The following is a 19147-nucleotide window of genomic DNA, read 5'->3' on the forward strand; positions in this document are numbered from 1 at the left end:
AGCTGGAGCTGCTTGATCGGTTTCCGCCCGTCGAGCCCGACGAGCCGGCCGCGTCCGACGGATCGGCCGACCCGCGGTGACCGGCGGGCCGAGGTCGGTTAGGGGTCGCGGTGGCGGAACCTCGGCTCGGCCGGGATCGGCCGTTCGGGAAGGGGCGGCCGGTCGTGGCGGGCCTGGTCGACAGTGTCGGCGAGGGTGCGACGGGCCCGGGTGCTGTCCGGATGGAACGGGCCGTGCTCGCGTAGCGCGTCGGTGAGCGCGGCGCGGTAGAGGGGGACGGCGTCGGCGGGCCGGCCGGCCTGGCGGTAGGTGTCGGCGAGGGCGCCCCGGGTGGCGCGGGTATCGGGGTGGCCGGGGCCGAGGAGCTGCTCGCGGACGGCGAGAACACGTTCGTTCAGGTCGACGGCCTGCGGAAGCCGGCCGGTGGTCCGGTAGACCTCGGTGAGCTCGTCGGCGGTGCGTAGAGTGCGTGCGTCGCCGACGCCGTGTGCCCGGCTCCGGTCAGCGAGCAGTCGTTCGAGCAGCGGCACGGCCGCCTCGAGCTGCCCGGTGCGCCGGTAGCTCGTCGCGAGGGTGTCCCGGGTCTCGACGGTGTGGGGGTGCGCGGGGCCGAGGACGTGCTCGTGGCGGTCGAGGGCGCGTTCGAGGTGGGGGATGGCCTCGCCGGGCCGGCCCAGCCTGAGGTGGGCGGTGGCGAGGTTCTCGCGGGTCTCGGTGGTCTCGGGGTGGTCGGGGCCGAGGGCGCGTTCCCGGCCGGTCAGCGCGCGGCCGAACTCGCGTGCGGCGTCATCGAGTCGTCCGGCCCGCAGGTGGGCGCGGGCGAGTCCGTCGACCGTTTCGAGGGTGTCGGGGTGGTCGGGGTGGTCGGGGCCGAGGGTGCGCTCGCGGCCGGTCAGCGCGCGGCCGAACTCGCGCGTGGCGTCGTCGAGCCGTCCGGCCTGGTGGTGGGTGACGGCGAGTTGGTGGCGGCTGCCGAGGGTGGCGGGATGCTCGGGGCCGAGGACCCGTCCGCGGGCGGCGAGGGTCTGCTCGAACAGCGGCACGGCGTCGCCCACCGCCCCGATCCGGCGGTAGGCGACGGCGAGGCTGTGGCGGGTGTCGAGGGTGGCGGGGTGCTCCGGGCCGAGGATCCGCCGCCGGTCGGCGAGGGTGTCCCGCAGCAGCCGGGCCGCCTCGTCGCCGCGGCCAAGGCTGTGCCGGCCTTCCAGGGTGTCGGGGTGCTCGGGGCCGAGGACGCGTTCTCGCTCGGCGAGGGTACGCTGGAACAGGTTGACCGCGTGGTCGACCTGGCCGGCCTTCTGGAACGCCCAGGCGAGGGTGTCCCGGCTGACCAGGGTGGCGGGGTGCTCGGGGCCGAGGACGCGTTCGCGGTCGGCGACGGTGCGCTCGGCTAGGCGGCCGGCGTCGTCGATCCGGCCGGCGGCGAGGGTCACCTGTGCGAGGGTCTCCCGGCAAGCCAGGGTGTCGACGTGCGCCGGGCCGTCGAGCCGCTCGCCGGCGGCCAGGGCGCAGGCCGCGAGGGGGAGGGCCTGGTCGGCCCGGCCCTGCTCGAGCAGGTAGGCCGCCGAGCGTTCCGCCAGCCAGGCGGCCTCCGGACCGTCGGCCTCCAGACGGTCGGTGGCGTCGGCGTCGGTGGGGTCGGTGGCGGTGGCGTCGAGCACGGCGAGCGTGTGCGGGAGCAGTTCCCGCCAGGCGGGCCAGGCTTCCGGGTTGGCCGTGACGGCGTCGGGCAGGGCCGCGCGCAGCATCCGGGTCATGGTCGCGACGATCTCGTCGGCCTGGTCGGGGCTGGTGTGGGTGTGCACGGCGGCCCGCACCAGCCGGTGCATCGTCACGGTGTCCGCGTCGCGGTGGGCCAGGCCGTACCGCTCCAGGACGCCGACGGTGTCGGCGAGGGCGAGCGGGTCGCCGGCCGCCGCCCGCAGCCCGGAATCGGGGATCACGTCCGGCTCGGCGGTGAACAGCCGGATCGGGATCGGTTCGTTGTCGCCGTGCGCGACGATCCGCAGCAGGTGGCCGGCGGCCGGTGCCTCGGCGTCGAGCCGGCGGATCGGCTCGTCCCAGAGGGTGGCGGCGGTGGCCCCGGGCCGCCCGCTCACCTCCCCCTGCGCCAGGAGGACCTCCGGCCGGTCGATTAACACCTGAAGGTAGGTCTCGGCGGGGGTGCGGCCGGTGCTGATGCGGTGGGCGGCCTGGTCGAGGGCGAGCGGGTGGTCCCCGAGCCGCTCGGCGATCCGATCGGCGACCGTCCGTTCGACGGCGGGCAGCCGGCCGGCGAGCAGGGTGACGGACTCGGCCCGGTCCATCGGTCCGACCGGCACGACCGGGCCGAGATGGTCCCAGCCGGGGTTGCGGGAGGTCAGCAGCAGCCGGCCGGGGTCGGCGGGCCGCAGCCAGGCCGGCAGCGTGTCGGCGTCGGCAGCGTCGTCGAGCACGATCAGCCAGCGGCCGTCGGCCCGGCCGAGGTTCGCGATCACGGCGGCCGGTTCCGCGTGGCCGGGTAGGCCCACCGCCGGGGCGAGCTCGCGCACCCGCTCGCCGATCAGCTCGGGGCGTTCCGCCGGCACCCACCACACGGCGTCGAGATCCGCCCGGTGCTGGCGGGCGTACTCGGTGACCAGGCTGGTCTTCCCGATCCCCGCGATTCCCGTCACGGTGACCAGCGGCGAGCGGGACAGCGCCTCGTCGAGCCGGGCGAGCGCGGCCGTCCGGCCGACGAACCGGGCGGGCTGGTCCGGCACGTTCCACACCGCCGGCAGCTCCGGCGGGAAGATCCCCCGCCGGCCGGGGAAGCCCGGCGGCTGTTCCGGCTGTGGCCGGTCGCCACGCAGGGCCGCGAGCAGGCTGGTCCGGACGGCGATCTCGCTGCGGTCGAACAGGTCGACCGGGACGAGCTGGCCGAGCAGGCCGGGCAGCGGCCGGTCCGCCACCCTGGTCACCAGCAGCCGGCGTTCGCCTCCGGTCGGGTCGGCCGACCACGCCGCCGCCCATTCGGCGACCGCGGGCGAGGAGCGCAGGTAGCCGTCGGAGACCACCGCGACCGTGTGCCGGGCCTGGCTCACCGCCCGGTCCAGCCACCCCACCCGGTGCGTCCCCGCCGGCGCCCAGGACTCAAGCAGGACCTGGTAGCCGGCATCCTCCAACGTCCCGGCGATCCATTCGGCCCAGGCCCGCCCGTCGTCCGCGTACGACACGAAACAGTCGGGAGCGCCGTGCCCATCGCCCCCGCCGGTCACCGTCCCAGCATGGCATAGTCACCGAAACGGATTAACCGAGGATGGCGTCGATCGCTCGGTAGACGCGTTCCTCGGAAACCGGGTACGGGGTGCGCAGGCTCTGCGCGAACAGGCTCACCCGCAGCTCCTCGATCATCCAGCGGAGGCGCCGGATCTCGGGCGCCGGCTCCCGGCCGGCGGGGACGGTGGCGAGCAGCTCCCGATAGGCGTCCTGGACGCGCCCGACGGTCGCGGTGTTGAGCCTGTCCCGCCCGGGATCGCGGGGCAGCCGCTCCAGCCGCCGTTCCAGCGCGGTCAGGTAGCGGACGAGGTCCGCCAGCCGGTCGGCCCCGGTGTCGGTGACGAATCCCCGGTAGATCAACGAGGTGAGCTGGCCGCGCGCGTCGGCCACCGACGCCGCCACCGCCGGGGCACGCAGCTCGCGCAGCGCCAGATCGACCGCGTGGGCGAGGCCGAGCACCTGCTGAACCTCGCGGACCACCTCGAAGGCGGCCTCAGGCAGCCCCGCGCGTACCGCGGCAAGCAGCGCGGTGAAGCCCGCCTCGTCCCAGGCGGGCCCGCCGGCCGCGGCGATCAACCGGTCGGCGGCGGCCCGCACGCAGTCGTCCAGCAGGTCGGCGGCGTCGCGGTGCGGGTTGTGGCTCAGGGCCAGCTTCGCGACGTTCGACAGCCGGGCGTTGAGGCCGCGCACCGGGGAGGGGACGCCCAGCAGCACCAGGCGCCGGGTGCCGGCCCACATCAGCTGGCGCTGTTCGGCCTCGGTGCCGGCGGCCCGCACCGCGACCGAACCGCCCTCGTCAACCAGCGCCGGGAACGCCTTCACCACGTGGCCGCCCGCCGCGTTGCCGCCGCGGCACAGCTCGACGATCTTCGGCAGGGTGCCGAGGTCCCCCCACGCCCGCAGGCCGGCCCGCTCGAGGCCGTCCGCCGCGGCGGCGACGGCCTCCCGGGTCCTCGGGCGCAGCCGCTCCTTGATGGCGTCGAGGTCCTTGCCCTCGGCCAGCACCCGCCCGCCGGCGTCCTCCACCCGGAAGGTGAACCGCAGGTGATCCGGCACACCCGTCAGCGACCAGGAGTCGCGCGGGATCTCCGGCCCGCCCATCCGGCGCAGCTCGTGTTCCACCGCGGTGAGCAGGGGCACCTGGCGTGGCGTGATGTTCGCCAGGACCGCCTTGGCGTAGTTCGGCGCCGGGACGAAGCTGCGCCGCACCGCCTTCGGCAGCGCCCGGATGAGGGCGGTGACGAGCTCCTCGCGCAGCCCCGGCACCTGCCATTCGAAGCCCTCGGCGCCGACCTGGTTCAGCACGGCCAGCGGGATGTGCACGGTGACCCCGTCGGCCGCCGAGCCCGGTTCGAACTGGTAGCTCAGCGGCAGCGCGAGGTCGCCCGCCTGCCAGACGTCGGGGTAGTCGGCCTCGGTGATTCCCTCGGCGCCCGCGGAGACGAGCATTGAGCGCGGGAAGTCGAGCAGGTCCGGGGTCGTCCGGCGCGCCTTGCGCCACCAGGCGTCGAAGTGCCGGGCGGACACGATATCCGCGGGGATGCGCTCGTCGTAGAAATGGAACAGCGTCTCGTCGTCGACGACGATGTCGCGCCGCCGGGCCCGGTGCTCCAGCTCCTCGACGTCGGCGAGCAGCTCCCGGTTGGCGTGGAAGAAGGCGTGGCGGGTCTGCCAGTCACCCTCGACCAGCGCGTGCCGAAGAAACAGCTCCCGGCACAGGGCCGGGTCGACCCGGCTGTACTGGACCGGCCGGGAGGCGACGATCGTCACCCCGTACAGGGTCACCTTCTCGTCGGCGAGCACCGCGCCCTGCCGGCGCGACCAGCGCGGCTCGCTGTACGTGCGATGCACCAGGTGGGCGGCGCGCGGCTCGATCCAGTCCGGGTCGATCCGCGCGGCGGTGCGGCCCCACAGCCGGGAGGTCTCCACCAGCTCGGCGGCCATCACCCAGGCGGGTGGTCCGGACGGCCGCTTCGGCGCGTCCTCGCCCGCCGGGTCCCCCGGGTCCGCCAGCGCGGCTGTCGGGTCTGCCGACGTGGCTGTCGGCCCGGTGCGCTCGGCGCGGTTCGACCGCCGGGCCAGGGCGGAGCCCGGCCAGAGCGCGAAGCGGCCGCCGCGGGCGCCGGCGTACTCCCGGCGCTCCGGGTCGTAACGACCGATGTGCGACAGCAGCCCGGTCAGCAGGGCCTGGTGCACGGCTCGTGGATCGGTTCGTGGATCGGCCGCGCCGGAGCCGTCGTCCCGGGGGGTAAGCCCCAGGCCGCGGGCCACCGCGGCGAGCTGGCCGTGCACGTCCTGCCATTCCCGGATGCGCAGGTAGTTGAGGAACTCCGTGCGGCACATCCGCCGGAACTGGTTGGCCGACAGCTCGCCGCGGGCGTCGCGCAGGTAGTTCCACAGGTTCAGGTACGCCAGGAAGTCCGAGGTCGGGTCCGCGAACCGGGCGTGGCGGGCGTCGGCCGCCTGCTGGTGCTCGACCGGGCGCTCCCGGGGATCCTGGATCGCGAGCGCGGCGGCGATGACGAGCACCTCGCGCAGGCAGCCCTGCTCGTCGGCGGCGAGCACCATGCGGGCCAGCCGGGGATCCACCGGGATCTGCGCCAGCCGCCGGCCGAGGGGAGTGATCCGGTGGCGGGGATCGGCCGCGGTGGCGTCGAATGCCCCCAACTCGGCGAGGAGCAGTTCGCCGTCGCTGATCTGGCGGGGGTCGGGTGGAGCGAGGAACCCGAACGTGGCCATCTCGCCGAGGCCGAGGTCGGCCATCCGCAGGATGACCGAGGCCAGGTTCGTCCGCAGGATCTCCGGATCGGTGAACTCCGGCCGGCCGGCGAAGTCCTCCTCGCTGTAGAGGCGGATGCAGATGCCGTCGGCGGTCCGCCCGCAGCGCCCCTTGCGCTGGTTGGCGGAGGCCTGTGAGATCGGTTCGATGGGCAGCCGCTGCACCTTGGTGCGGTGGCTGTAGCGGGAGATCCGCGCGGTGCCCGGGTCGATCACATAATGGATTCCCGGCACGGTCAGCGAGGTCTCGGCAACGTTGGTGGCCAGGATCACCCGCCGTCCGGTGTGCGGCTGGAACACCCGGTGCTGCTCGCCGGCGGACAGGCGGGCGTAGAGCGGCACGATCTCGGTGTTCGGCCGCTGCTCGCGGGTGAGTGCCTCAGCGGTGTCGCGGATCTCCCGTTCGCCGCTGAGGAACACCAGGATGTCGCCCGAGCCCTCCGCGCACAGCTCGTCGACCGCCTCGCTGATGGCCTGGGTCTGGTCGCGCTCGACCTCACCGTTCTCCCTGCCGGTCCTCCGCCCGTCGGCCGGGCCGCTGGCCGGTCCGTCGGCTGGTCCGTCGGCCGCCGGGACGAGTGGGCGGTAGCGGACCTCGACCGGATAGGTGCGCCCGGACACCTCGATGACCGGGGCGTCCGCGAAGTGGGCGGAGAACCGGGCCGTCTCGATCGTCGCGGAGGTGATGACAATCTTGAGATCCGGCCGGCGGGGGAGTAACGACCGCAGGTAGCCGAGGGTAAAGTCGATGTTGAGGCTGCGTTCGTGCGCCTCGTCGATGATGAGCGTGTCATAGCGGCGCAGCTGGCGATCGGAGGAGATCTCGGCCAGCAGGATGCCGTCCGTCATGAGCTTGACCAGCGTGTTCTCGTGCACCTGGTCGGTGAACCGGGTCTGGTAGCCGACGACGCCGCCCGCCTGGGGAGCCGGGGTGCGCAGTTCCTCCGCGATGCGGTCGGCGACGGTACGCGCGGCGATTCGGCGCGGCTGGGTGTGCCCGATCATCGCCCGGATCCCGCGGCCGAGCTCCAGGCAGATCTTCGGTAGCTGGGTGGTCTTGCCGGACCCGGTCTCCCCGGCGACGACGACCACCTGGTGATCCCGGATCGCGGCGAGGATCTCGTCCTTGCGCTGGGTGACTGGAAGGATGTCGGGGTAGTCGAGCGTCGGGACGCTGGCCCGGCGCCGCTCCACCTGCAGCGCCGCCCGGTCCACCTCGGCGGCGATGGCCTGTAGGGCCCGCTGGCGCGCGGCGGGCTCGCGGGTGCGCCGGCTCTCGGCGAGCCGTCGGCCCAGCCGATGGGCGTCGCGAGGAGACAACCCGGTCAGCCGCGCGGACAGCTCCGCCGGTGGTACCGGGCCTGCCGGTGCTACTGGGCCTGCCGGTGGTGACGGCTGCGGCCTGGGCGGCGTGGCGGGAGGATTCAAGAGCTGCCTTTCCACACGTCGTCAAGCCTAGGACACAGCTGTCCCGGCGGCGTTGCATTCCTCCGGCCCGTCGGGCGGTGGCGGTGACTTTTCGGTCAGCGAATTTTGGGGACCTGAGCACGGTCTGCGGTCCCTGGACCGTGACTAGCTCCCCCGAATGGGAGGTCGGGCCGTCCCGTTACCTTTTCGACGGATGAGCGGTCCGACGGATGAGAGGCGAGCCGGTCCTTTGCGGACCAAGGCGAGGCGCCGCCGGTAGCCTGCCAACGGCCCGCCCGGTCGGCGGTGGGTCGCTGCTCGACGCCGTCGCGGCCTCTATGCCGTCGCAAGCTTGTCGTCGACAGGAACCTCGATGCTGAGGGGACAGAGCCATCATGATGATGAGGTGCGAAGTCGGCCCCTACCCTGGTCCGGGCGACCTCCCCGGGCCGAGCAGGGCGTGACTGCCGACAGGCGGGAGGCGGCCTCGCCCGGGGTGCGGGAGCCGGTCCCGCTCGCGGCGCCGGCCTCCTCCGCCGCCACGGGCACCGCCGCTACCGCCTCCGCGGGCACGGTGACCGCCTTCGGGGAGGGCACGCTCGAGCTGGGCCGAGCCTCCGTCGAGTTGGGCCGGGCTTACCAGGCGCTGGAACAGGTCATGGGGCGCGTCCTCGTTACTCTGCGGGCGGTCGCGGTCCTGCTGACGGCGTGCTACGTCGCGGTCTGGCGCTGGTACGACCACAGGCCGGCGGCGATGGCCGTCGCGGGGCTGACGGTCATCGGTGGTCTCGTCTTCTGCGTCGTCGGCCTGCGACGCGGGATCCGTCGATCGATGACCACCAGCACGGTCGCGATGTCGACGGTCCTCGCCCTGACGGCCTCGTCCTGGTTGCCGCCCGCTTCGGTGGGGGACAGCGGGAACTTCGTCTTCCTGACCGCCATCAACGCCGGGATCGTGACGGTCTGGACATTTCCGACGGCCGTCGCGTCGGTCCTGCTCCTGACGCTGTGCGGCGCCACTCTCGTAGGCGGCTGGGGCCACAACCCCCAGGTCTTCTCTCAGACCGCCATGCTGCTGATCATTCCCGGTCTACTCGGGCTGGCGATCGGTCGACTGCGCCGGATCGCCCGTACGGCCGACCAGCGCTGGGCGAACGTTGTGGCCCGGCACCGCAGCGAGGCGGTGGTCCTCGCCGTCGCCCGCGACCGCCGGGAACGGAAGCGAGTCATCCACGACACGGTGCTGAACACCCTGACCGGCATCGCCTGGGGCGGGGGGCGGGACGTGGCACTCACCCGGCGTCGATGTGCGCAGAGCCTCACCGCCGTGCGCGGCCTGCTCGACCGGGACGACGAGGTCGGTCCGCCGATCGGCGATCGGTTGGCCGAGGCCGTCCGCGACGCCGCTCGACGGGGGCTGCAGGTCAGCCTCGAGGACCGGCGTCTCCCAGCCGTCGCGGGGGAACCTCCCGGTGAGCCCCCGGCCGTGGTTGTGGAGGCCTTCGTCGGAGCGGTCGGCGAGGCGCTGGTCAACGTGGAACGGCACTCCGGCACCCGGCGTGCCTCGCTGCTCCTCGGCGGTGGCCCGGGCCTGCTCATCGTGACGGTGTCCGACGCCGGGTGCGGCTTCGACCCGCAGCGGGTCGACCCCGCCCGGCTCGGGCTGCGCGAGTCCATCGTCGGACGGCTGGTGGACGTCGCCGGGACCGCCCGCATCGACGCGCGCCCGGGGCAGGGCACCGTTGTGGAACTGCAGTGGCGCGCCCCGGACGCGACGACGGGGCACGTGACGCGACCACAGCCGAGCGATGATCGCGGCGATCGGGCTGATCACGGGGCCGGAAGGGTCGGCGGGCGGGTCGGCGATCGTCGGGACGTCGCCGCGATCGCCGCCGAGCTACGCGACGCCTATGCCGCCGGGCTGCGCCGGGCGCTCGGGCAGATCGCCGGGCTGTGGCTGATCATCATGCTCGTGCCGTTGGTCGGCACGGGTGGATGGGTGCGGACGATGGCTGGAGCGGGAGCGCTGTGGCTGCTGGTGGCCGCGCTCACCGTCGCCTTCGTCCGGCGCGGACGGAGTCGGCCGATCAGCGGTCCCGAGGCGGCCGTGCTGCTGTTCCTGGCCGTCGCCGTCGCCGTCGCCGGCATAGCGAACACCGTCGGCGCGGACATCGTCCGGATCGCGGACTGGCCGTTGCTCGTGCTTCCCCTGCTCCTAGCGTTCATCACCGCCTCCCGGCCACTCTGGGAATGGGTGGGTGCGCTGCTGGTCGCGATCGCCATGATGATCGTTGCGGTGTTCCTGCGTGGTATCACCGAACCGCTGGTGCTGGCGCGGCTGGGGGTACTGATCTACGGTGCGTGCGGGGTGCAGATTGTGACCGCGATGCTGGGTCCCCTGCTGCGCGGCACCGCGGAGACGACCGCCCGCGCCCTGGCCGCCGAGGCTGAGGTCGCCGCCCAGGTGGATGCGTTCACCATGATCAGGTGGGAGCGGGCGCAGTGGTTGCGCACCGTGGGGTGGGAGGTGTTGCCGTTACTCGACGGAGTCGCGGGCGGTTGGCTGGACCCGCGGGAAGCCGCCGTTCGGAGCAGGTGCGCGATACGGGCGGCCGCCGTCCGTCGCATGATCACCGGGGGTGGTCCGTCGTCGGCGCTGGCGGACCTCGACGCGGTCGTCGCCGACGCCGAGGCTGCGGGAATGACCGTCCAGATCCAGCTGTCCGGCGATCTGCGGCTCGCGCCAGCTCCCGTGCGGGCCATGGTGGCCGATCAGGTGCGGGAGGTGCTCGCCGCCGTCCCAGGCGGCCGGGCGATTATGACGGTCCTGTGGACGCCGGCCGGCGGCAGTGTTTTCGTCTCGCTGCCCTGGCCGCAGGGCCTGCCGCCCCCGCAGCTCGGCTGCGGGGGAGAGGACCCGGGCGGGATCGAGGTCTCGGTGGAGCTGGACGATCGGTGTCTCAGCCTGGAGCTGACCTGGCCGGCGAGCGCGGTCACGGACCCGACCAGGCGGGTCGAGCCGATCGGCGGGATGGCGGAGCAGTAGGGCCGGCAGGCCGGCAGGCCGGCCGAGTAGTAGGCCGGCGGGCCGGCGGAGCAGCCGGTCGGTGAGCTGGGAGCGAACCGCGTTCAGAGCTCGGTGATGATGCGCCGTAGCAGTTCGGGAGTATCACCCGGGGTCGTGCTGTCGACACTGAGCCGGTTATACACCTCCATGTACCGGTCGACGTCCTCGCGCTTGTCGAGGTAGGTGGAACCGGTGAGCTGCTCCAGGTAGACCACGTCCGGCAGGTCCATTTCGGGGAAGCGGAGGATCGTGAAGGCCCCACCCTCCGCCGCGTGGCCGCCGAAGGAGAACGGCATCACCTGCAGAGTGAGGTTCGGTAGCTCGGACGCGGTGATGAGGTGTTTGATCTGGGCCCGCATCACCTTCGGCCCGCCGATCGGCCGACGCAGCGCCGCCTCGTCGATGACTATCCAGAGCCGTGGCGGGTTCTTACGGTACAGCAGCTTCTGCCGGTTGAGCCGCACGTTAACCCGGCGCTCGACGACGTCGGCTGGTAGGTGATCACTACCCTGCGTGATGATTGCTCGGGCGTAGTCCTCGGTCTGCAACAGGCCCGGAATGAACTGGAGCTCGTAGGTCCGGATGAGCTGGGCCGCCTCCTCCAGACCGATGTACGGCTGGAACCAGGACGGGAGAACGTCGTTGAAGTTCTGCCACCAGCCAGCGGCGTTCGCCTCCCGGACAAGGGCCAGCAATGGGGCGCGCTCTGCATCGTCCGTGACCTGATAGAAGGTCAGCAGGTCGGCGACGTCGCGTTCTTTGAAGCTGACGCGGCCAAGCTCCATCCGGCTGATCTTCGACTCTGAGGCGCGGATGTGGTAGCCGGCGGTTTCCCGGCTGATGCCCTTCTCCTCGCGAAGTCGACGGAGCTGAGAGCCGAGCAGGATCCGACGTACGGTCGGTCCACTTCCCGGCTGAGCTGTCGTCACGGTCGGCCCCCTCGCCATGGTCAACACAAGAGTAAGATACTCGATCTTCTGGTTCCGGATGGGTGGCTGGTTCTCTCGTCTGGGTGACACTCGCGTGTTTAGCGTGGTGAGGATTATTTGTATACACGCTCACGGGGAGCGTCGACGGCGGGTCTCCGTTTAACGGGGGATGAGGATGCCCCCGGCTGTCGGGTACGGACGCAATGGTGTGGACGATGATATGTCCGGACATTCCACTCTCACGGTGCCAGATTCCAGGGGGCGTGAGGACTTCGGGCCCTGGACGGCGATCGTGTACTTCCTACTGTTGCTCTCCACGGCTCCGCTCCTCTTCGCTCCTCCCCCACTCTCCCGTCGGGTTCCCCCGGACCCGGCGACCGGTCCCGCAGCCACGTGTCCCCTGGCCGCCCGCCCCGTGGCATCCACCCCGCGGCCACCAGCTCTCCGTCGTGCCGCCTCTCCGACCGTCCCGCCCCTCCTCCAGGCCTCGGCCTCCCGCCGCGGGTCTCTCCGGGTTCACGCCGGCGCGCTGGTTCTGGTGCACGATCTCCGTCGAGTGCTGTTGAGGTGTCCCCCGTTGTTTTACAGCTATTTCGCGGGCCCCGGAGCCACGAGTAGACCGGAAGGGCCACGGTTTTCGCTACGCCGAGGCTATGACCTTGTGCACAGTCAGGTCGCGCGCGGCCGGCCTCCCGTCGTCCGGGGAGCCGGAGTGCCCCGTCGTGAGCGCGCATCTTTCCTCCAGGTCGGGGATCTTTTTCTCCTGGCTCGGCCCGCGGCCGCCTCGTACGGGTGCCCGGTGCACGGATCGGATTCGTCACTCTTCGGATTTTTCGGACGTTTCGCCTAGTGGTGTCGAGACCCGTCCATGGTTCTTCGGGGAGCCCCATGGACGGGCTGGGCTCAGATTCGTGGTGTTTTTATGGTGTTTATGATGAGATTTTTAGTGCTTTCGGTGGTTACATCAACATCCTTGGCACTTCCGTTAGATGTTATCGATCTTCTCTTGATCTTTTATTGATCTTTCTTTGGGCTGTCCTGGGGCCGTCCTGGGACTGGTTCGGCGTGGAGGCCGCGGCAACGCGAGGCATCGGGCCGGGCGTCCGTCGCCCGCTTGATGCACGTGCACCCGACCGTGCTGTATCGTGAGCTGAAGTTCGTGCAGTCGCACACGCTGGCATGGTGGGACGATCTTCCGGGGGGTGTTCCGTCATGGTTTTGGTTGGCAGTCGGTCGGCGGTCGATGGTTGGCCCGTCGGTGGTACAGCGAGCGGACGGCGTGGGTCGGGGCCGTGGCGGCACGGCTTCCCGGGGCTTCAGGAGATCGACATAAGCAAGATCTACAGCGGTATGCCTGCCGCGGCGCTGCAGCGCGTGACATGGCAGAAGAGCCGCCGGAGCAACTCGCAGGGAAACTGCGTCGAAATGGCGAAGCTTCCGGGCGACGAAGTTGCCGTCCGTAACTCTCGGCATCCAAACGGACCCGCTCTGGTGTATACCCGAGCTGAAATCGAGGCTCTGATACTCGGCGCCAAAGACGGCGACTTCGACAACCTGCTCCAGTAGCTGAGCCCGTCATGGCTTTCCCGGTTCCGGCAGCCTCGACGAGGCGGGTACGTTCCATCGCTGCGTGGGCTCCCCCTACAGGGAGCCCACGCCGGGTCGTGGACGGTGTGGGCACCGTGGCCGATTGTGGTCTGGGGGGCGGTGCCCGCCCGGACCGCCCGGACCGGGCGGGCACGTGGCGAGACGGTGCCAGCCCCGCTCCTGCACTTAGCAACCCGCTCACGCGGCCCGCGGTCGCGTTCGCGTCGCTCCCGGCCAACCGGACCGGAGACAGCATGCCCACGTCGATCCCTGAACGGATCTTCAGCTCGGAGGATCTGCCGCTCCTCTCACTTCCCGGTGCCGACGGGCTCATCACCTGCCAGTGGATTCACGAGTCCATGAGGGTGCGGACCCCGTCGGGAGGCGGCGGTGACGCCATCGAGGAGCGGCGGCGCGCGCAGGTCAGTTTCGTCCTGGTCGAGCCGGCCTGGCTGGTTCGCGCGGCGGCCGAGCGGCTACGCGCACCGGCAGTCGACGCCATCGTCCTGCACGCTCATGCCAGCCCGCCCGGTCGCAGCGCGCTGGCCTTGGCGTTCGCTTCTCATCTGCGCAATGCCCTGAGACGGCCGGGAGCAGGCGGTACGCCCGCCCCCGGCGGCCCCCCCGGGTCCGGCGGCGAGCCGGAGGTCGGTGACAACGTCGTCACCGCCGGGGTGCGGCCGGATCTCAGCGGCTTCGCCGATCTGATCCGGCTACCCCATCTGGTGACCGTCACCGACGGCACCGGTGCCGTCGCGGACACAGTTGTGTGAGAAATCATGACCGGCGCGCAGTTCGACACCTGGCTCGAGGGAGCTCCCCGGCCCGACCAGCGAGTCATCGAGGCGCACTTGCCCGGTCTGTTGCGTCTGCGCGGCCTGCACCGGGTCGGCCGGCTGGATTATCCGGGCGCCGGTGCTCTGCTGGACCTGCTGGGCGGCGGCTATCTCTCCAGCCGGTTGATCCACTGCTGCCCCCAGGCCGTCCTCCCGTTCGTCGCCGCGGCCTGACCCCCGGTTCCCCGCCGGGGAACCGGGGATACCCCGTGTCTACCTGTATCCTGCCGTTCGCCACTCGGGAGTGCCATGCGCGACGGTGGTTACGCGGCGCGCCTTCCACCACCTGACAGTCAGCCAGGGCCTATGGTCAAGCGCACCGGAACGCCGCTTTATGGGGAGAGTCGCGGATGACCGTATCGCTCGAGGACGCCCGTCGGATCATCGCCGCCGGGGAGAAATATGCGGTTCACCTCGGTCAACCGGTTAACATTGCCGTCGTTGACCACGCCGGAATTCTGGTTGCCCACGTCCGGATGGACAATGCCCGGCTCGAGACCGCGGATATCTCCGTCGACAAGGCGTGTGCGGCTCGGTCCTGGGCTCCGCCGGCCCAGCTGGTCAGTCATACCGGTGGCGAGGGACACGCTGGCGGCAAGGCACCTGCCACGGGTGACGGCCGCGTCGGACGGGAGCGTCCGTCGCCGGCGGAACCGGTCGTCACGGGTCTGCCCGGTGCGCTGCCGCTGTGGCGGAACGGGGTGATCGTGGGGGCCGTCGGGGTGAGCGGTGGTCCCGCCCCCCTTGACCAGGCCATCGCCCGGGCTGCCGCGGCGGCGTTCTGACCTGGCCGACCTGGCCGACCGGGGCCGCACCCCACGGGGTACCGCGTGGGGAGCCCGAAGCGGGATCGGATCCTGAAACCGGGAGCGATCGATCTTCGGTGAATCTCACAAAATCAACGGAATGGCACCGAAGAGTGGTCCTCCTGGTTCAGGCTTGATGGAGTGAGGAGCATCACGGCTCTGGGGGCCGGGCCGCACCGGCCTCGGCGCCGTCGTGCGGACCGTCGGGCCGCGCTGCTCGGGCTCGTGAGTCTCCTGATCGTCTTGGGAGCGGTCGGCTGCCGGGTCTCCACCGACAGGCCGACCGCGCCCCCGGCCTGCGCGGCGCCGGGCGTCGGTCCGGGCTCGATCAGATTCGGTCTGCTCTATCCGGACACCGGAAACGCGGCGTCACTGTTCCGGTCCTTCCGGGCCGGGGTGGACGCCCGGCTCGGGGTGGCGGACAAGGCGGGTGGTGTGTATGGCCGAAAAGTGGTCTATGTCTGGCGGGATGACGCCTCGAATCCCGCCGGGAACCAGGCCGCCGCCCAGGGGCTCGTGGAGGACGACCAGGTGTTCGGAATCATCGAGTCGACCTCCGTGGCCAGTGGTTCCGCTGGTTATCTCAATAGCCGGCGAATACCGGTGACCGGTACCTCGCTGGAAGCGGCCTGGACCCACAACGACAACATGTTCAGCTACTCGAATATGATCTTCGACGGGCCGTCCGTCACGACTTGGGGTGAGTTCGTCGCCGAGCGCGGCGGCCACCGGGCGATCATCGCCCAGTCCGGGTTCTCGGCGACCTCCGTGACCCTCGCCGACAAGATGGCGCTGAGCCTCGCCGCGGCCGGGGTGCGGGTGCTCGGCCGGATCGACGCGACCGGGCCGGTCGACATCCCAGGTATCGGCCGGAAGGTGCGCGATAGCGGCGCGGACGTCCTGGTCGGCGCCGTCACCGGCGCCGCCTTCGGCCAGGTGGTCCTGGGCGCCCGGGTGGCCCGGGCAGATCTGCGGGTCATCCTGTCGCCCACCGGCTACGACCAGCGTCTCCTGCAATTGTTCGGCAGAGTGCTGGCCGGGGTCTACAGTTTCGTCGACTACCTGCCGTTCGAGCAGGAGACTCCCGCTCACCAGCGGTTCCTGCAGGCCATGCTGGAGTACGCGCCCCAGGTGTCCCCGCCGGCCCAGCAGGCGGCCCTGTCCGGGTGGATCTCGGCGGACATGTTCCTGCGCGGCTTGGTGGCCGCCGGGCCATGTCCCAGCCGGGAGACGTTCATCAGGGGCCTGCGGGCGGTGCGCGGCTATGACGCGGACGGGTTGCTGCCCGCCCCCGTCAACTTCGCCGCCCATTTCGGGCAGATCACCCGTTGCTACACCTTGCCTTCAGGTCACCGCGGACGCGAAACGTTTCGCGCTGGTCCCGCCCGTACCACGGTGCGGGACCGAGATCGGCCGGTAGCACGTGCCCCATCGCGGCGCCGCGATGTGAGCTGCGTCCGCGCCGCCCGTGCCTCCTGACCAAGAACTTCGGACTAGCCTCGGACTAGCATCGCTGGGGCGGCAGAAGACGTTCCAGTCCAGGACCGGTTACCTAGCCGGCTCGGGATCGTTACGAGGACGACACGGGCCGCACCCCGATCTTCCGTGATCTGCACCAGGAGAAGCCAGTGAGCTCAACGCCCGTCAACGTCACCGTAACCGGCGCCGCCGGTCAGATCGGCTACGCGCTACTGTTCCGCATCGCGTCGGGCCAGCTGCTGGGTGCGGGCACGCCGGTGAAGCTGCGTCTGTTGGAGATCCCGCAGGCCGTGCGGGCGGCGGAGGGCACGGCGCTGGAGCTCGAGGACAGCGCCTTCCCGCTACTGGCGGGGGTTGACGTGTTCGACGACGCCAAACGGGCCTTCGAGGGCACCAACGTGGCCCTCCTCGTCGGCGCACGCCCGCGGACCAAGGGCATGGAGCGTGGTGACCTGCTGTCCGCCAACGGCGGGATCTTCAAGCCGCAGGGCGAGGCGATCAACAGCGGGGCCGCCGAGGACATCAGGGTCCTCGTCGTCGGGAACCCGGCCAACACCAATGCGCTCATCGCTCAGACGCACGCTCCGGACGTGCCCGCCGAGCGATTCACCGCGATGACCCGGCTTGACCACAACCGCGCGATCGCGCAGCTCGCCAAGAAACTCGGCGTGCCCAGCACCGAGATCAAGAAGATCACGATCTGGGGTAACCATTCGGCTACCCAGTACCCGGACATCTTCCACGCCGAGGTGGGCGGACGCAGCGGCGCCGAGGCGGTCGGCGACCAGGCATGGATTGCCGACGAGTTCATCCCGCGGGTCGCCAAGCGGGGCGCCGAGATCATTGAGGTGCGCGGCGCATCGTCCGCGGCGTCGGCCGCCTCCGCGGCCATCGACCACATCTTCACCTGGGTCAACGGCACCCCGGCGGGCGACTGGACTTCGGCGGCGATCCCGTCCGACGGCTCCTACGGGGTGCCCGAGGGGCTCATCTCCTCGTTCCCGGTCACCGCGTCCGGCGGCCGGTTCGAGATCGTGCAGGGTCTGGAGCTCGACGCCTTCTCCCGGGAGAAGATCGACGCCTCGGTGCGTGAGCTGGCCGAGGAGCGGGAGGCGGTCCGCGCGCTCGGCCTCATCTGAGCCGATTTCTCCCCGCCTGCGCAGGCCGGTGAAGCGGAGGGAAGCGCGGAGGGCTGGTCGCGGTTGCCGGCCCGGAAAACGTGATTACCCCTCCACAACTCCGCGCCATGCGGCGGGAGATGACGCGAACGGCGGACTCCCCGGCGTCCGTTGTGGTTTCTTCTTGAGGGACGTCGGTACCAGTGCCGGCGCCCGCGGCGTCAGCCGACCGAATCGCATGCGCGCGGGCGACGGGGGATGACGAGAAATCCGTGATCCGGTCTCCGTGATCCGGGATTCCGGCTCTCGGCTGGCCTGTCGCCGATGCGGCCGTCGGTCGTCGGACGTCGGCTTGGAGCCCTCGCCGCCGTCAATGGTGGCGAGACGTCCGAGGAGAGACATTGTCCCTCACGTCCGCCCAGCCCGTCCCCTCGATCCCACCGCATTCCCTGCTGCTGTTCCTGCTTCAGCTCGCCGTGCTGCTCAGTCTGGCAATTCTGCTCGGGCGTCTCGCCGTGCGCCTGCGGATGCCCGCCATCGTCGGGGAACTCTGCGTCGGCGTGCTCCTCGGCCCGTCATTGCTCGGAACGCTGTGGCCGGCCTTCTCGGACTGGTTGCTTCCGCGTGACGCCGCGCAGTTTCACCTGCTCGACGCGGTGGGACAGCTCGGCGTTCTCTTCCTGGTCGCGCTCAGCGGGTTCGAGATTGATACGCGGATCATCCGCCGGCGCAGTCTCACCGTCGCCCGGATCAGCCTCGGTGGGTTGCTCCTGCCGTTGGGTTTCGGGATCGCCACCGGCGTGCTGATGCCGTCCTCCCTGCTGGGCCCCGACGGCGACCGGACGGTCTTCGCGCTGTTCCTCGGGGTGACGATGTGCGTGAGCGCCATCCCGGTGATGGCGAAGACGCTCATGGAGATGCGTCTGACCCATCGGAAGGTCGGGCAGCTCGCGCTGGCCGGCGGGATCATCGACGACGCCGTTGGCTGGCTGATGCTGGCGGTCGTGTCCGCGATGGCGACCACCGGTGTCCGGGCGGGCGACACGGCGTTGTCGGTGCTTTACGTCCTCGGGGCGGGGATCTTCGCGTTGACGATCGGCCGGGTCGTCATCCGGGCCGTGCTGGGACGGATCATTGCCACGAGTGGTGCCGGGGCTGGGGCTGGCGCCGATCCCGGCGCCAGGAGCGGATCGGTCGTGGCCTTCGTGGCCGTGCTGGTGCTCGCGTCGGCGGCCGGGACGCAGGCGTTGGAGCTGGAGGCGGTGCTCGGCGCCTTCCTGGGCGGGGTCGTCCTCGGGTCGTCCGGCCTGGTGGATCAGGCCAGTGTCGCCCCGTTGCGAATCGTGGTGATGGCGGTGCTCGCGCCCATCTTCTTCGCGACGGCGGGCCTACGTGTCGATCTCATCGCTCTGGGTGAACCCCGGGTTCTGCTCGCGGCGGTGATCGTGCTCGCGGTCGCGGTCTTCGGCAAGTTTGCCGGTGTGTACGCGGGGGCACGGGCCAGCCGGCTGACCCCCTGGGAGGCTCTTGCCCTGGGCGCCGGCATGAACGCGCGGGGGGTCATCGAGATCGTGGTGGCCAGCGTCGGCGTGCGGCTGGGGGTGCTCTCCACCGAGACGTACACGGTCATCGTTCTGGTCGCGATCGTCACGTCGGTCATGGCTCCGCCGATCCTGCGCCGTGCCATGCGACAGGTTGAGCAGACCGCTGCCGAGGAACAGCGCCGCCTTGTGCTGGACGGTCGCCTGATGGCGGACGATCACCTGGTGGCGGGCGGCCGCCTCGTGCTGGACGGTCACCATGCGAGCGGTGCCGGTGGCGTCGGTGCCGCGGAGGCGGGCGTCATTCCCGTCGCGAGGCCCGGACGCTCCCCGGAGTTCGGTCCCGCGCACGACACCGAGTG

Annotated in this window: 11 protein-coding genes; 8 read left to right on the plus strand and 3 right to left on the minus strand. The window is 71.3% G+C overall.

Going from position 1 to position 19147, the window contains the following annotated elements; translation table 11 throughout:
* Positions 1-98: 98 nt before the first annotated feature.
* On the minus strand, positions 99-3236 hold the full coding sequence (locus AC08OJ_RS10475) for a tetratricopeptide repeat protein (protein ID WP_476595631.1): 3138 nt from the start codon (positions 3234-3236) through the stop codon (positions 99-101).
* 31 nt (positions 3237-3267) lie between these two features.
* Complete coding sequence (gene hrpA, locus AC08OJ_RS10480) at positions 3268-7335, minus strand: ATP-dependent RNA helicase HrpA (protein ID WP_476595632.1); 4068 nt, start codon at positions 7333-7335, stop codon at positions 3268-3270.
* A gap of 547 nt (positions 7336-7882) precedes the next feature.
* Here hrpA and AC08OJ_RS10485 point away from each other — a divergent pair.
* Positions 7883-10468 (plus strand): ATP-binding protein, encoded by a 2586-nt coding sequence (locus AC08OJ_RS10485; RefSeq protein WP_476593607.1) that lies wholly within the window; start codon positions 7883-7885, stop codon positions 10466-10468.
* Positions 10469-10551: 83 nt separating this feature from the next.
* On the opposite strand, the gene AC08OJ_RS10490 is transcribed toward AC08OJ_RS10485, so the two are convergent.
* Complete coding sequence (locus AC08OJ_RS10490) at positions 10552-11418, minus strand: helix-turn-helix domain-containing protein (RefSeq protein WP_476593608.1); 867 nt, start codon at positions 11416-11418, stop codon at positions 10552-10554.
* 1350 nt (positions 11419-12768) lie between these two features.
* On the opposite strand from AC08OJ_RS10490, the gene AC08OJ_RS10495 reads away from it, so the two are divergent.
* The 7 genes from AC08OJ_RS10495 to AC08OJ_RS10525 form a co-directional block, all read left to right on the plus strand.
* Entirely contained in the window at positions 12769-12984 is a 216-nt protein-coding gene (locus AC08OJ_RS10495; protein WP_476595638.1) for a DUF397 domain-containing protein, read from the plus strand.
* Between the two features lie 275 nt (positions 12985-13259).
* Positions 13260-13778 carry a hypothetical protein gene (locus tag AC08OJ_RS10500; RefSeq protein ID WP_476595633.1) on the plus strand — a complete coding sequence of 173 codons (519 nt, stop codon included), beginning with the start codon at positions 13260-13262 and terminating at the stop codon, positions 13776-13778.
* Positions 13779-13784: 6 nt separating this feature from the next.
* On the plus strand, positions 13785-14015 hold the full coding sequence (locus AC08OJ_RS10505) for a hypothetical protein (RefSeq protein ID WP_476595634.1): 231 nt from the start codon (positions 13785-13787) through the stop codon (positions 14013-14015).
* A gap of 176 nt (positions 14016-14191) precedes the next feature.
* A complete protein-coding gene (locus AC08OJ_RS10510) occupies positions 14192-14626 on the plus strand; it encodes a GlcG/HbpS family heme-binding protein (protein ID WP_462188883.1) in 435 nt (144 codons plus the stop codon).
* A gap of 162 nt (positions 14627-14788) precedes the next feature.
* Positions 14789-16126, plus strand: a complete 1338-nt coding sequence (locus AC08OJ_RS10515; RefSeq protein ID WP_476595635.1) for an ABC transporter substrate-binding protein — start codon at positions 14789-14791, stop codon at positions 16124-16126.
* 149 nt (positions 16127-16275) lie between these two features.
* Positions 16276-17265 (plus strand): malate dehydrogenase, encoded by a 990-nt coding sequence (locus tag AC08OJ_RS10520; protein ID WP_476595636.1) that lies wholly within the window; start codon positions 16276-16278, stop codon positions 17263-17265.
* A 380-nt stretch (positions 17266-17645) separates the two neighbouring features.
* Positions 17646-19147, plus strand: a 1502-nt coding sequence (locus AC08OJ_RS10525; protein WP_476595637.1) for a cation:proton antiporter, incomplete at its 3' end; no start/stop codon positions are given.

The organism is Frankia sp. CgKIO3 (assembly GCF_977946435.1).

Coding starts and splice junctions, on each gene's coding strand:
- AC08OJ_RS10495 (WP_476595638.1), top strand. CDS start 12,769: ATGCCTGCCGCGGCGCTGCAGCGCGTGACATGGCAGAAGAGCCGCCGG.
- AC08OJ_RS10500 (WP_476595633.1), top strand. CDS start 13,260: ATGCCCACGTCGATCCCTGAACGGATCTTCAGCTCGGAGGATCTGCCG.
- AC08OJ_RS10510 (WP_462188883.1), top strand. CDS start 14,192: ATGACCGTATCGCTCGAGGACGCCCGTCGGATCATCGCCGCCGGGGAG.
- AC08OJ_RS10505 (WP_476595634.1), top strand. CDS start 13,785: ATGACCGGCGCGCAGTTCGACACCTGGCTCGAGGGAGCTCCCCGGCCC.